Origin of the sequence: Pseudoalteromonas sp. 20-92, assembly GCF_030847595.1 — a bacterium.
Classification (GTDB): Bacteria; Pseudomonadota; Gammaproteobacteria; order Enterobacterales; family Alteromonadaceae; genus Pseudoalteromonas; species Pseudoalteromonas fuliginea.
The window spans coordinates 1-15,289 of the sequence record NZ_JANJGQ010000017.1 but is presented as its reverse complement, the minus strand read 5'-3'; the positions used below and the strand labels follow the sequence as shown (position 1 = coordinate 15,289).

General features: G+C 39.9%; 8 protein-coding genes. 3 read left to right on the top strand and 5 right to left on the bottom strand.

The window, feature by feature from the left end; genetic code table 11:
• Nucleotides 1-1,060 precede the first annotated feature (1,060 nt).
• Together NRL14_RS14090 and NRL14_RS14085 are read left to right on the top strand one after the other, a co-directional pair.
• The gene (locus NRL14_RS14090) at nucleotides 1,061-7,534 is read left to right on the top strand and encodes a starch-binding protein (RefSeq protein WP_306724936.1); all 6,474 of its coding nucleotides are present in this window, start codon (nucleotides 1,061-1,063) and stop codon (nucleotides 7,532-7,534) included.
• A gap of 16 nt (nucleotides 7,535-7,550) precedes the next feature.
• Nucleotides 7,551-8,885, top strand: coding sequence for a DUF1552 domain-containing protein (locus NRL14_RS14085; protein WP_306724935.1), 1,335 nt, complete (start codon nucleotides 7,551-7,553; stop codon nucleotides 8,883-8,885).
• 471 nt (nucleotides 8,886-9,356) lie between these two features.
• On the opposite strand, the gene NRL14_RS14080 is transcribed toward NRL14_RS14085, so the two are convergent.
• Nucleotides 9,357-10,214, bottom strand: coding sequence for a mechanosensitive ion channel family protein (locus NRL14_RS14080; protein ID WP_306724934.1), 858 nt, complete (start codon nucleotides 10,212-10,214; stop codon nucleotides 9,357-9,359).
• Between the two features lie 274 nt (nucleotides 10,215-10,488).
• On the opposite strand from NRL14_RS14080, the gene NRL14_RS14075 reads away from it, so the two are divergent.
• The gene (locus tag NRL14_RS14075) at nucleotides 10,489-11,169 is read left to right on the top strand and encodes an SDR family oxidoreductase (protein WP_306724933.1); all 681 of its coding nucleotides are present in this window, start codon (nucleotides 10,489-10,491) and stop codon (nucleotides 11,167-11,169) included.
• 129 nt (nucleotides 11,170-11,298) lie between these two features.
• Here NRL14_RS14075 and NRL14_RS14070 read toward each other — a convergent pair whose 3' ends face one another.
• From NRL14_RS14070 to NRL14_RS14055, 4 genes are all read right to left on the bottom strand, one after another.
• Nucleotides 11,299-11,637: a hypothetical protein gene (locus tag NRL14_RS14070; RefSeq protein ID WP_007377121.1), complete on the bottom strand. Its 339-nt coding sequence runs from the start codon at nucleotides 11,635-11,637 to the stop codon at nucleotides 11,299-11,301.
• A 233-nt stretch (nucleotides 11,638-11,870) separates the two neighbouring features.
• The gene (locus tag NRL14_RS14065; RefSeq protein ID WP_306724932.1) at nucleotides 11,871-12,272 is read right to left on the bottom strand and encodes a VOC family protein; all 402 of its coding nucleotides are present in this window, start codon (nucleotides 12,270-12,272) and stop codon (nucleotides 11,871-11,873) included.
• Between the two features lie 424 nt (nucleotides 12,273-12,696).
• A complete protein-coding gene (locus tag NRL14_RS14060; protein WP_306724931.1) occupies nucleotides 12,697-13,896 on the bottom strand; it encodes an alpha/beta hydrolase-fold protein in 1,200 nt (399 codons plus the stop codon).
• A gap of 612 nt (nucleotides 13,897-14,508) precedes the next feature.
• Nucleotides 14,509-14,901, bottom strand: a complete 393-nt coding sequence (locus NRL14_RS14055; RefSeq protein ID WP_033028434.1) for a hypothetical protein — start codon at nucleotides 14,899-14,901, stop codon at nucleotides 14,509-14,511.
• Between the last annotated feature and the right edge of the window lie 388 nt (nucleotides 14,902-15,289).

Genomic DNA, 15,289 nt, shown 5'->3' with positions numbered 1-15,289 from the left:
ATTTCGAGTAGTTATTCCTCATAAAGAGGTAATAACGCAGTATAAATGCCAAACATGCGGTGCCTTTGGGTTCGTTCTAGGGGCGATTAGCTCTTTATTACCCGATTTTCACTTAATCCCTTGTGAGATGGAATAACGCAAGATCAGTTATGCTAACTTTATGAAATTAGCGGCCCATTATAGCGCTATAAAACAGCGTATTAACAATGACCTAAACTCTGGTAGTTGATTGTTATATATGAATGATTTAAAGTATTTAATGAGTTGTCTAACACGTTAAAATGACCATATTTGTAATAAAATTGGTATCATAAAGTTCACTAAATTACAGACCTTTCGCCGCAATTAGAGCGTCCCTACATTGAATCAATTTTAACTCTAAAAATAAACATACTCTGTCGATATAGAATAAAATCACAAAGCAATTTAGTTTCACGGTTACTTCAACTCAGATAATAACGGCTCTTTATTCATTTTATGAAACAGTGAAGGAAATGAGATAACACTTCTAAAGTTTAACAAGTTAAGACTCCCAACATAAAATAGCACCGAAGTAGCCACGATCCTGCAACGTTAATTTAATGAATATTTAATGTTAACCAAGTGAATACGTATGCATAAAATATATTACAGCTCAAGAAAAACAAAAGGCGATTGTTTTCAACGTTTTAATAAAGAATATACCTTACCTCAATTTGCTTTAAGATTACGCATAAAAAGTTAATTCTCGAGCAATAAAAAGCATATCAATAACGTAAAAATAATAATTAACACCATGTTTTAAAACAAATATAACTCAAATTAAATTGAATAACTCTTCATTACTTTTATCTGCTTTTGCTTTGATCGCTCATTTTTGTAAATAAATATGTTGTGATATTGTTAACTATCGAAAGTTAATAGTCTTAAGCAGGTGGTAATAATGTCTACAAATAATATTAGTGAGAGCTGTCGTCAGGTTGAGCGATGTCGTTGCTTTACCTCTTTTAATTATTTTTTGGCCTTAAATACACTTTTTTTCCTATTATCTCTATGTATTCTTTTCGTTTCGAAACCACTTTTGGCCGCAGTTAACCCCACCGCAATTTGTTTTGATAATCCAAATAAATACAACAACCCAACGCTTCATTTATGGAACTCAATACCGACTGGTTCCGTTAACAATACCAATTGGCCAGGCCACGAGATGTTTATTGAGGGCAGTTTTTATTGTTATGACCCAGGGGTTCCTATAGACGGTATTAACCTCATTTTTAGTAATGACGGTAATCCACAAACGCCTGATTTATTAATGAATAGCCCTAATAATTGTTGGCAAAGTGGGACTTGGAAATCGCTCGCTGATTGTGCACTAGCGGTCTCGAGTCCACTCCCTAACATTGCTCCGACTGCCAATGCAGGAGAAGATATTGAAGTAATTGAAGGCATTACATTCACACTTAGTGCCAGTGCATCATTTGATCCCGATGGTAATATTACAAACTACAATTGGAGTAATCAGTTAACGGGAATATCTCCTTTAGCTGTTTACAACACGCCGGGAAGTTATACGATTACTTTAACCGTAACTGATAATCAAGGCGCAACCAGCAGTGATACAATAGTGGTCACCGTTATTCCCAAAAATACACAAACGGTCACCGCAACGAGTATTTGCTACGATAATACGGCTAATTATCAAACCCCCACTATTTACATGTGGGACTCGACACCTGCTGACACACTGGATAATTTTAACTGGCCAGGTGAAGCAATGACACAAGTCGGCGACTATGTCTGCTACGATCCAATGGTTGAATTAACTTCAATGAACGTTATTTTTAATAATGGCATTGGTAATGGCCAAACTAACGATTTAGCCATGATTACGCCCAATGCCTGTTATAAAAATAATGAATGGATGAGCTTAGCCTCATGTGGCATGTTGATCACTTCAAACGTCCATGCGGGCGGCGATCGCAGCGTCAATGTGAATACAAAAATAGCGTTAACAGTTGCTGAAAGTGCTGATTCATTGGGTAATATTGATAACGCAAGCTGGCAAAGTACAGCGTGGACTGGCACTTTAACAGGGGCAAGTGTCATTACGCCAACACTAAGTACAACAGGGACATTCAATGTGACTGTTACCTTGGCTAATGGTAATCAAGATTCATTTAACCTAACAGTCGTAAATGTCACGCAAGGTATGCCAGAAAGGCCTAAACTCTCAGCTCCCCTAAATTTCCCACTTACAGGAAATGTATCGTCTGGTAATTATAAATACGAATTCGCTTTTCCTGCACTAAATGACGCCTTTAGCTCGCCGGTTATGGTGACCAATGACGGTCTAAATGACTTAATTTATGTGGTCGATAAGTCAGGTAAGGTATTTGTTTTCCCTAACAATTCAAACGTGACTAGCGCGCAAGTAAATACACTCATCGACATTAGTAGTGAGGTCCGCGATTATCACGAACAAGGTTTACTTGCGATTGCATTTCACCCTAATTTTGCAAGTAATCGTTTTGCTTATATTTATTATATAGAAGGTAATAGCGATACAGAAAGTGATAACGGCGCCTTTGGTGATGGCGTACTAGAGCGAATTACTTTAAATGATGCTAGTAATCCAACACAAGTAAGTGCTCGTGTTGAGGTATTACGCATACCGCAGCCTGGTCCTGATCATAAAGGCAGTATGATGCAATTTCACCCCGTAACAGGTGAATTTTATATGAGTATTGGCGATGGTGCATACGGTGATACAGCCATTACACCTACTCAACCCGATCCAAGAACCAATAATAGCTCACAACAAACCACTAATTTACGTGGCAGCTTTATTCGCCTTATTATGCGCGAAACACCTAACATCAAAGGATTGTATTACGATATCCCATCCGACAATCCATTTATAGATGATGCTAATGTGCGTGACGAAATCTGGTCATATGGTCACCGCAACCCTTGGCGATTTAGCTTTGACAGTGAAGCACCTTACTTACTGTGGCAAACCGAGGTTGGGCAAGCTGGATTTGAAGAAATCAATATTATTGAAGCGGGTGGTAACTATGGCTGGCCTATTTGTGAAGGGCTTAATCACAGAGGGAGTGATGGGGGAGATCCAAATAACACACGAACATGCAGTAATGATTTAATTGCACCTGTTGGTGGTTATGCACATGATACAGGATCAGTCTCTATTATTGGCGGATTCGTTTACCGTGGCACTGCATTCCCCGCGCTAAATGGGCGTTTCATATACGGTGATTATGTCAGTAAAAAGATTTGGTCTGCTGTTCAAGGCGACACAAACCAGCTAGTGAGCGATGCCTTTGCGGGTAATATTTCATCTTTTGGCACCGATATGAGTGGCGAGGCTATATTTGTCACTTCGCATGGCGCAGAGTACGGCGGATTATCAATTATTTACCGAATGGTTGACAGCGATGCGCAAGCAGCTGTTATTCCTAATAAACTATCAAAAACGGGATTATTTGCCGATTTAATTCATCAATACCCGGTCCATGGCGTGATAGAATACGATGTAAACTCTGACGGTTGGTTCGACGGCTTAATAGCCCGTCATTTTGTTGCTATTCCTAATGAGAGTGTGGTCGAATTTAACCCTGATGATATTTGGAATTTACCCATTGGCAGCGTATTGGTTAAACACCTATCTTTGCCGACCCAGATAGAATCAACTGAAGACAGTACGACAAGATCGACCCCCTTTGAAACCTCTGTTTTATTTAAGCAAAATGCAGGCAACTGGGCATCGGCAAATTACCGCTGGAACGCACAAGGTACTGATGCCAATTTAGTCACACAAGCGTTTAACGAAACGGTTGAGCAATTTTATAATGGCTCACTGCGTAACATAATACGCCAAGTAAGATCAGGCGCTGAATGTACCTCATGCCATTTAGGTACTGGCAGTAAAGAACCGCTTGCAATAAGCACTGCGCAATTAAATCGTGATTTTAATTATCAAGGCGTGGTTGCTAATCAAATCAATCTTTTTAATCAACTCGCCTTGTTTGGTCCCCCTATTGCTAGCGCAGACAGCTTTACTGCGTACCCAGATCCACAAAATACGAGTGCTAACTTAGACAAAAGAGCGCGTGCTTATTTAGATACCAACTGTGCTCACTGTCATGATGGCAGCCTAATGGATTTAAATTACGATACGCCAGTTAACAAAATGGATATTATGAATGTTAAACGTTCCGATGTTTATCGCATGTTACCTTTTAACCATAGCGCTAGTTTATTACATATCTATCAAACAGACGATGCCAACCGCATGCCTAAAGGAAGCACATTAACGAATCCACTTGCAGCCCAACTAATTGCAGATTGGATAGACGGACAAAGTGCAACACAAACAGGCTTAATCGTAGCACTGGATGAGCCCATTGACGAAACTGCTATTGTACCAAACAGCCGCGTCACACTCTCCACATATGCAATGTACGATAATGGATTTGAAAGCATACCAACCAACCCTGTTACATGGTCATCAAGTAATACTGAGATACTTAACCCTTTAGGGAGTGAACCAATTGTCACCTCAACGGCCGGTAACGCAGGTAATACAACTGTTTGGGCTGACTATATGGGACAAATAGGAAGCATTGATATAACGGTGCTTGGTGCGCCAAATCAACCCACCAATTTTAGTGCCACTTCAACTGGGTCAAACTCAATCATCTTAACGTGGAATGATGTAGCAGATGACGAACAAAGCTACATCCTTAGTCGCTCAATTAATAACGCAGGCCCCTTTAGCCCAATAATAACATTAAGCCAAAACAGCAATGAATTTTTTGATAACGGCCTAACGAGCAACACAACCTATTATTATCAGCTAATTGCCAGTGGCACGAATACTGATAGTATCGCGGTGACCACGAATACAACCACAAAAAACGCCGATCCAATAGATCAAATTTCGATTATAAGTACACCCCTTCCAAACCTAATTGCGGGTGAAAGCCAGCAATTAGCAGCTGTAGCTTACACGAATGGCGAAAATGAAGGCATCACCTTAGCCGCAAACTGGTTAACCAGTGACGAATCTATTGTCAGTGTCAGCTCAACAGGGCTAATGACTGCGGGTAATACGGCAGGTACTGCCATTGTTACTGCAACCTATCAAACACAAACAGCGAGCGTAACAGTTGTTAACCAAGGTGCTGGGCAATATGTTTACTTTAATGTGCCAAGTAATTGGGATACACCAAGTGCTTATATTTGGTCTAATGAAAATGCGACATTAACAACTCGATCAGCAGATTGGCCGGGAAACGAGTTAAATACGTCTGCCAACTTATTTGGTGATACATGGCTGCGCTTAACACTCCCAGCCACATGGGCAAACAGTAATGGGAATATTAATATAATATTCAGCAATAACGGAGTAAATCAAACAGCTGATTTAACGGCTAATATTGCCAGCCCAATGTGGTACGACGATACATGGTTAACCGCCGCACCTACCAGTAATGGAGTTGAAACAGGGAGCCAAGTTCAGGTCGGTAATGGCACGGTTACTTTAAATAACAGTGCCAATTTATCAGGTAAGCTCTTTGCCACCGGTACAGTCGTCAATATCAATGCAGACGCCGCAGCCACTGGGCTTGAATTTTCTGGCTGGGAAGGTTCTGGTGTCGCTTACTTAGTCAACCCAAGTCAAGAGAATACGCAATTAGTAGTGGGTGATGCATTGTCATACACCTTGTTAGCTGTATTTAATAGCGTAAGCGACCCTTATCTAACGGGACGTACGTTTTATAATAATCAAGGGTGCGCAGGTTGTCACGGCAGTGATGGCGCTCAAAATATCGGAGGAAAGTCCTTACTTAATGCTATTAATCGTTATGACTTAAACAGCTTAACGGCTTATATCGAAAACAATATGCCATTCGGTAATGCAGCAGCTTGTACTGGTGACTGTGCCACATCTACCGCGAGCTTAATTTTAGCCGAAGCTTACACGGCCCCAACTAACATATGTAATTCAACTGACTTAGATGACTTAATTCCTCAAAATCGCAGCTATCGTTTGCTATCGACTTTAGAATACAACAATTCAATTCGTGATTTATTCGCCTTGGAAAACAACGTAGATGTCACCTCTGGTCGTATCCCTGCGGATATTCCAGTAAACGGTTTCAAAACCAGTGCCAATACTTTATTTACCAATGATTACGCAAAAGGCTACGTTGTTGCAGCAGAAACAGCCGCTATGATGGTCGATAATATTTATAGTTTGACTTTAAATTGTAACGATATCAGCTGTTTTATTAATGACTTTGGAAAACGCGCATTTCGTCGTCCGTTAACGCCAACGGAATTAACCGACTTGACCTCGGTTTATAATGAGCATGGCAATATAGGCGTGTTGTCAGCAATACTATCAGCCCCAGCAATGTTATATCGCTCAGAAGTAGGCGAGAGCAATGGCGCTGGTTATTTTGAACTAACTGATTACGAAATCGCCACCTTGCTATCGTATACATACTGGGCAACAACACCAAGCCCCGAACTAATGGCAAAGGCTGATGCAGGCGAACTCAGTACCCCTACGCAAATTGCCGCAACACTTGGCAACATGCTACAAGATGCTCGTGCAGAAACAGCTTTCGAACGTTTTATTACAGGCTGGCTAGACCTAGACAAGGATATTAAAACGTCGACACTTAGCGACAGCTTAAAAGCAGATATGAAACAAGAGACCATTGAATTTGTGCGTCGTACTGTATTTGGTGGAGGGCAATATCGCGAATTACTCACAGCAGATTATAGCTTTATGACCCAGCAATTAGCAGAACATTATGGCTTGCAGTGGCCTGGTGGCGACCAATGGCAGCAAGTCAATTACAACGATGGCACTGGCGAAAGTAACGAGGTAGATGCAGGTAACAGTGAACGTCGAGGCATATTAGGCCATGCTGGGATTTTAACTTTGCAATCTGCATCAGAAAAAACGCATCCAGTGAAACGAGGACTATTTGTTCGCCGTAATCTCATGTGTCAAGACTTCCCACCGCCACCTATTGGGGCAGTATTAAAGCCACAAGACGACCCAAGTTTAACGGTACGAGAACGATTTGAAACCGCTCATTTACAAAATGATTGTCAGTCGTGCCACCAATACATTGACGGGATAGGGTTCGGATTTGAAAACTACAACGAGATCGGAGTTTATACCACAACCGAAACCACTGGCGATGGGCAAGTTAAATTTATTGACTCATCAGGTTACATTGGCAGTTTATTCTCAGCTGAAACTTTCCTATCAGCCAGCGAACCTGTAGTTCCCTATCAAGGCATTGATGAACTTGCTGAATTAATCGCGGACAGCGCGCACGGTAAATCGTGTTACGCACGTCAGTGGTATCGCTATACACGTGGTCAACGCGAAACCAGCGAGGACACCTGCACAGTACAAGTATTAGGCCAGCTATTTAAAGATGACCCAAACGCAACGTTACTCGATCTGATGATCCAGTTTACTCAAACCAAAAACTACACCTTACGCAAATAATGGAGCGGGCATCAAAATGAAGTTTTTAAAAAATAAAATGCAACGTCGTGATTTTCTCCGCATACTAGCCAAAGCGGGGCTTACCACAGCCTTTGCTAGCCAATTTGCGTTCGCACCTAAAGTCTTTGCTGCTGCCGGTGAAGCTAGACGCTTTATTATGGTATTTTACCCTAATGGGTGTGTCCGTGATAAATGGCATTCATATGATATTGGAGGATTAAGTGCCAGCAGTTTAGACACCAGCCCACTGAGTTCATTAAACAAGCATATAAACAACTTAGTTCCCATCAAAAATCTAACCTATGCAGGCCAAGGTGGTAGCTCAGGCCACCCAGAAGCGTGTCGTGGTATTTTTTCTGGTGGTGTAGATGGTGCCCCTTCATTTGACAGTGAAATAGGTAATGCACTGGGCGGTAACTTAACCAACAATCTACACGTTGGCTGTTGGTCAAGTAAGGCTAAAGGCTCCGAATACATGCCGTTTACCAATATTAATCGCAACAAAATTGACGTGCCCGATAATCCACAAATGATCTATGACAATCTACTCGCTGATGTTGTTAACAGTGATAATCAAGACGGCTTATCACCTGTCGACTTACGTCGTCAAAGAGTAATAGAGTCGCTTCACGAAAACCTTGATCTATTAAAAAACAACACTTTAAATATAAAACAGCAAGGTAAGCTACTCACACACGAAGCATCTCTTGACTACTATAAAAATGTATTAAATAGTTCACTCGACATTGGCGATGGCACTGGTTTTAGCCGCCCTAACGTAGGTATGAGCGGTATAAATGAGGAAGCTGAAGCCGTTGCTCGAGCACAAATGCGTAATATCGCAATGGCATTTCAAGCCAATGTAACACGTACTGCAGGTTTTCAATTTATGGGCGCACAAGATGAATCTTTGCAAATTAACTTTCCAAGTATTCGCCCTTATATGGGCGAATTTGGCAGTGGTGCACGACTTTACTGGAATGAAACCCGCTCGCATGTTAGTTCGCACAACGAGTCCAATTTATTTAGTGCTCAAACGCGCTGGTATAATATAATGGTCAGTTACTTAATGGATCAACTCGCTGCTCGACCCGATACCGCTTATGGTGGAACCTTACTCGACAACACTTTAATACTAGTCATGTCAGAGGTGGGCGGCGGAAATCACCAGCAAGAAAACCCCGGAGTATACCTAGCAGGCGGTGCGGGTAATGCAATTAATAGAGGTATTGCAATTAATGCGAATAACGCAGGAATGTCGAATGTATATTTAGACATAGCAAACGCATTCGGCCTAGGTTGGAACCGATACGGTAATAGTTTTGGTGGTATCAATGGCCTGCTAGTTTAACTCTATACCATTGAATAAAAACATTTATAAATAAAGCTATGTGATTTAAATGCAATACGATTCATGTATTATTGAATCGTTAATATCACCAAACTCGTCATATAATAAAGTGTATAAATTCACTTTCGTTTACCCATATAGGGTTAACTTTTTATGCCTTTATTAGCTGTAATATTGCTTTATCTTAAAAAAGTAGATTTCCTGATCTATCTGTAGCAATTAAAATAAACGTCATACTAATTTATCACCAAACTTAATATAAAATTTAAGCGTCCTTATACCAATTCGCTTAATTAAGTGGTCTATTTTGAGGTAAGGCAATCATGTTGATAACAAGGAAAAATTTCGTTATTTAGTTGTCATTACTAATTGCTCCTGCATTGCTCTACTTTCTGCATCCATGCAGTCGTATATTAGAAATTTTTAACGCAGTTAGCGTCAGATTTAATTCCTCAAATTGATTAAGCATTATTACGGGTTGGTATTACTTACAGTTATTGCTGAGGCCATCGACTCAGATATATGCAGCGTACGCTGCGGAAATGGAATACTCAGCCCAGCACCTTCAATAGCTTCTTTAACGCGCTTATTTAAATCCCACACGGTTTGCCAATAATCACCATTAACAGCCCACGCACGTAATTGAATGTTTACTGCGCTTTCGCCTATTGATGTCACCATTACTTTAGGGGCAGGCTCTGCGAGTAATCGGCTCTCTGATGCGGCTAATTCTTTAAGTACATTTAAGCCAACGTCAATAGAGTCGGCATACGAAATACCCACCACTATATCCATTCGTCTTTTGCCATTACGGGTAAAGTTTTTAATATTTCCACCCCATACTTTGCCGTTAGGGGATGCAATATAAAGGCCGTCGGTGGTTTTAAAAATAGTGGTAAATAGGTTTATTTCACTCACAGTACCAAACGTGCCACTGGCATCAACAAAGTCGCCTATTTTAAAAGGTCTGAGTATTAGCAGCATAATACCCGCAGCAATATTGCTCAGCGTATTTTTAAGGGCTAAACCAATCGCTAAACCAGCAGCACCCATTAGCGCAATTAAACTGGCCGTGTTTACGCCAAAAATATCTAAAATAAATAGCCCGCCAATTATATAAACTAAATAACCAGCAATACTCGATAAAAGAGGAAGCAGCGTACTATCCACTTTTTTTAATGGCGATTTAGCGTTTTTAATCGCTTTTTTAACCGAGCGTGCAATTAAGGCACTCGCAATTAAAATCACCAACGCTAAAATCACTTTGTACCCTAAAGTGATGATTGTTTCTGAATGGCTTTGCCAAAACGCTAAAAGTTTATCTTTCATGTTTGTTCCGATAAATGTTGCTGACACTCAGCAAAATAATGGTTAAATCTAATAAAACCGACTTCAAAAGAAGTGGCGCGAGTATATAGAATAAAAAATTTAAACCTATCTTTTTTAATCACTTATTTCAATTTTAATAACGGCCTAAAAAACATGATGATTGAAGTACAAAACACAGCTATTTATCGCTAATTTATAGTGACTATTCAATGTAGGTTAATCGTTTATTGTTATGGTGATTTTAAGTTTTTAACGTTCATTAAAGAGGTTATATATGGCAAAAGAAAAAATAGTACTCATAACCGGCGCTTCTAGTGGCATTGGTGAAGCAACGGCAAAAACCTTAGTAAACAACGGTCATAAAGTTATATTAACCGCCCGTAGAGAAGAGCAACTTAACCAACTTGTTGTCGAACTAGGATCAGATAACGCACTGAGCGTAGCCGCAGATGCAACCGACTTTACTGCGCTTGAAAGCGTGGTTACCAAAGGCATTGAAAAGTTTGGCCGATTAGACGTAGCCTTTGCTAACGCGGGTATGGGCGTTTCAACCGCTGGCACCGAAAAAGGTGACCCCGATGAGTGGTCAACTATGATTGATATAAATATTAAAGCCCTACTGTGGACTGCAAAATTAACCCTGCCGCATTTACGCCAAAATAAAGGTCACTTTATATTAACCAGCTCTGCCGCTGGTCGTAAGCCAATTGGTGGCTCTATTTACGGTGCAACTAAATGGTTTGCTTATGGCTTTGGACAAAACTTAGCAGAGGAAATGAGCGAGTGGAACGGTCGATGCACTACCATCGCACCAGGCATGGTAAACACCCCGTTTTTTGATGAAGCTAAACCCGACAAACTCGACCCACAAGATGTAGCCGACGCCGTACTGTTTACCATTGAAGCAAACCAGCGCAACAGCGTACGCGAGATTTATTTAATGCCGACTAATTAACGTTGGCTGGGGAGTTTGACTGTCAGGTTTAATGCTAATGGTGTTAAACCTGATGGTTATTAGTCCTTAGTTTGGGTTAGATGTTAGTAGGTAAGAATGAATTAAAGGTATTAGGCATTTAAAGTCTTATTAATTGCCAATGCTGCCCTTAAACCATATGTAAGCAAAATATAGAACAACGGCAATATATCCAAAAGAAATAACTAGGTTTACTTTCCAAAGGTTTAGCCAAAAATTGCCTCTGAAATAACTGCGTTCTCTTACTTTATGGTTGAACAATGCTACTGAAGAGGGCACTAATATTAACGCAGACCAACCAAGTATAGGTAACACCATAAACATAATGCCTATGCCTGTTCCTCCTGCTGAAGCGTCGGATGCTTCACCATCAATTGGGGCTAGCATCACGTAGCCTAAAATAAACCCAACAATCGCAAGTATAAAACCTAAAAGCTGAAATGTTCTCATTATTATCCTTGGCAACTAACAAGACTGTAAAATAACTCCAACAGCCAAATTCAATTAAAAACGAGATCCTGTAATTAACTCTAAGCGCTATTAAAGCATTAGGTATTATTTGGAACCCATAAACAGGCTGTTTTTCTTAAAAAAGAGTAATTCCACAGCCTTAACGTCCACATGATCGGACAAAAATAGTTGGTTAAAATATGAAGATGCACGGAACTTAACCAACTGTTTTTTTATTGCTTTTGAAGTGCTTGATAGGCACGTTTATCTACTCGCCATGGTGGATTAAGCCTGTTTTCTCCCGCCCAATACAGTTTGATTTTATTACCAGATGGATCGTGCAATATTGCTTCACGCCACAGATAACTTTGATCTGTTGGCTCTTGATAAAACTCGATGCCAATAGATTTTAAATCAGATACCCACTGATCAAGTTTTTCATGCTCAAAATAGATTACTACGCCATTTAAAAAACTACCAGTTTCTAATAAAAGTGAAAAGGTTGAGTTTCCGTCAGGACATTCGAAACGGGCATAATGGGGAGTATCGACAATTTGGGTAAAACCTAGTTTTAAATAAAACTCAGTCGCTTTATTCATGTGTTTAACTGGCAATGTAACTTGATTAAGATTCACGAAACCTCCATGTGTGCTTAACGAGACTGTAGAATAACTCGTTTTAATTTATTTTTATTGATGGATAAACCATAGCTGAGTTCCTATTTCGGTTCAATTGATTACTGTATTTTATGCAGAATATAAAGCGGGAATTTGGTGTTGTTTTAATTGGCGTTTTGGACGGGATTACGGGTACTTGAGTGGCTTTTATTTAGGTTAAAAGGGCTTCCCCTTCTCAATGCATCGTGTACACAGCCCTTCTATATAATAAACAAAGCAGTACAATTGCCATCGACCTACTGACTTTCTCTTTTTACTTTCATCTTGCTAATGTAGCTCAGTTTTTACGTGATTCATTATTTATAAAACTCACTTGCCATCATGATCTAATTGATAATTTCCGTAACAGTTAGGATGGGTGTCAACGCTATTTTGGTTAAACTTACATCAAATTTACATTCGACTTTTTCTCGGTCAATTGTTGACGTTCCTCATCACTTAAATCATCTCTGCGCAACAAAATGTTTAAATGTTTTAACGCTTCTTGTTTTTTACCAAGTTTTACAAAGGCGTCAACGATATGAAGCCTAGAGCTATATGCAGATGGCTCCTGACTGATGTTGTAGCTAAAATACTTAATTGCTTCAGCAGGATTTTCTAAGTAGGTGAGTTGTCCTATGCCTTCATCATACATTTGCCAGGATTTTGGTTCAATTTGATACCCATATAGGGTTGATAGCTTTTTGAAGTGCGCTAGGACACTTTCGTAGCCTTCAACTGATGTTTCATATGGAATAGACCACTGAGGGTACAAACCTCTGAGTGCCCCAATTGTCCCGTAAATCGGTGTATTCTGATGAGGCTCTTCTCGAAAGTATTCAAATTTGTAACGCAGGTTCGGTGTATTTAAATTCGCAAGTTCTCTCTCTATCTTTTGAATCCCTGAGAGCATCTGAAAACCTTCTGGGGAATCTGATTCTGGGTTACCTTCATTCCCTATATTCATGTATAGAAAATTTTTGTGCATGGGATTCGTTTTTACGAACTTAATGAGATCGCTAACGGTTTTTCCGCTCTCCCAGAACACAGAGGGACTATTGGCAAAGTGCGCTTGGAACAAGTTTGGCCTTTTATGAAAACTATGTGACACAAGCAGCCCGCCGTATGAATGCCCAGAGAGTATTCTAAATTTTTCTGTCCGATAGTGTTTCTCGATGTATGGGATAACGTCTTGTTCAATAAACGTTAAATACTTATCTGCCCCGCCGCTATGCTCTTCGTAATTTGGATCAGATGTTGGTGTAAAATCTCTGCCTCTGTTGGAAGTAGAGATCCCAACGATGATCATTTGAGGGGCGCTATTGTAGCCATTCAGCGGGGCAAGAACGCCTGATACAAGAGGCAACCCTACAGGTGCATCTAAAGTGTAAAGAACAGGATAACGATAGTTTTGATTGAATTCACTTTCATACTTGAAAGGCAATTGAACATAGATATCAACGGTTTCATTTAACACAGAAGATGAAATTGGTATTTTTTGAAAAGGTAAATGCCGCTCAACAGCATTTTCTTTAAATGAATCCGCATACGCACTAAAGGAAGCCGTGACAATAAAAAAAATCGTGCAGAAATACTTGGTCATTCAATGTCCTTATTTAAATGCTTGTTTAGTAAAAGAAACTCAAGAATAAGGGATTGCTTAGATGGAGTCTAGTCACATGGAAACAATCAAGGTGTTGAAAAAAATTAGCAGCTCCGAATTCTGACACGGACGCTTGTTGCGCTCTTGATACAAATTCCTAAATCATACGAACGAGTGCTTTAGCAGTGGTAGATACCTTCGAATAAGACAATTATTGATCTGTGTTTCGTTTTTTTGTTTCGATCAGATTGCCCAAATAGGTATTACTTGCTAAGGTCACTACGGCAAAGTCGCTCGGTAATTAGACCGACAGAATCCCTTGGTAATCACACTAATACAGCTTAGAGGCCAATTCCACTGAATAGGAGTCTTTTACAACTATCATCCTCCGTATGGTGGCCCGCAAGGTAAACGTCATATGAGGTATTATGTCTCGGAAACAAGCGCTTCGTTCATGGTTTGTCAGTCGAGGTTTCGATACTCACCACTTTGATAACCGACTTGTAGCTTCAATCATTCGGTACACAGACCAAAATATTCATATAGAATCTATAGCAAATCAGTTGTAACGAAAAGTTCTAAGTGGCTGATTAACCGATGTAAACAATTTCACTATTTATTGGTCGCAGTGGTCCTATACAAACCTGCTTCAGCTAACAATCTGAAATGGTTTAGCGATGATTCTTTTAGTAATTTCATATAATAATTTCGAGCACTATCCAAATCACCATTCCCTTCAAACCCCTCAGCTTTGGAAGCTAATTCATCCAGTCGGTTAAAGTCTAATTCGTTGGATTTGAAGTCGTTTACTACATCCGGAGTTAACGAAGGGTCTATCTCATAGATACGAGTTCTTATTTCCCACAAAGAGTGAATTGCTGTGCCAATATCAACCATATTTTTCCGCGTATCCAATGAACTAGAATCTTCAATTAGTTTTGAAGTATCAACTACCGTTTCGATAGCTTGGCCCAGTAACAAGTCGACGCTTTTAAGCTTATCCATAACACTACCTACTTATAAATCGAGCTAATATATTATCCTAACTTGATATTCGAGTCTGCAATTCAGACCGCAAACAAACAACTTTTAACTAAACATGTGAATCGAAAATTTAATACGTTTTGCAAAGTGGATTAGTATTGAAATTAAGCACTACTAACTTTCGCAGCCGTCCGTGCCATCCACGATCCCAATGCTCCTCTATCGTTTAATATTTTTTGATCAGGATGCTCAAGATAGAGAATTTAGGATGGATGTCATCTCAATTTGTCCGAAAAGTGCAAAAATTAGGATAGGTGTCATTTTAATTGGTTGAAATACTCACCGAAGATATGGCGGTGATCACGCCAAATTTATTGCTTATTGAATGCCTCGTTCCGCAACTTAAACA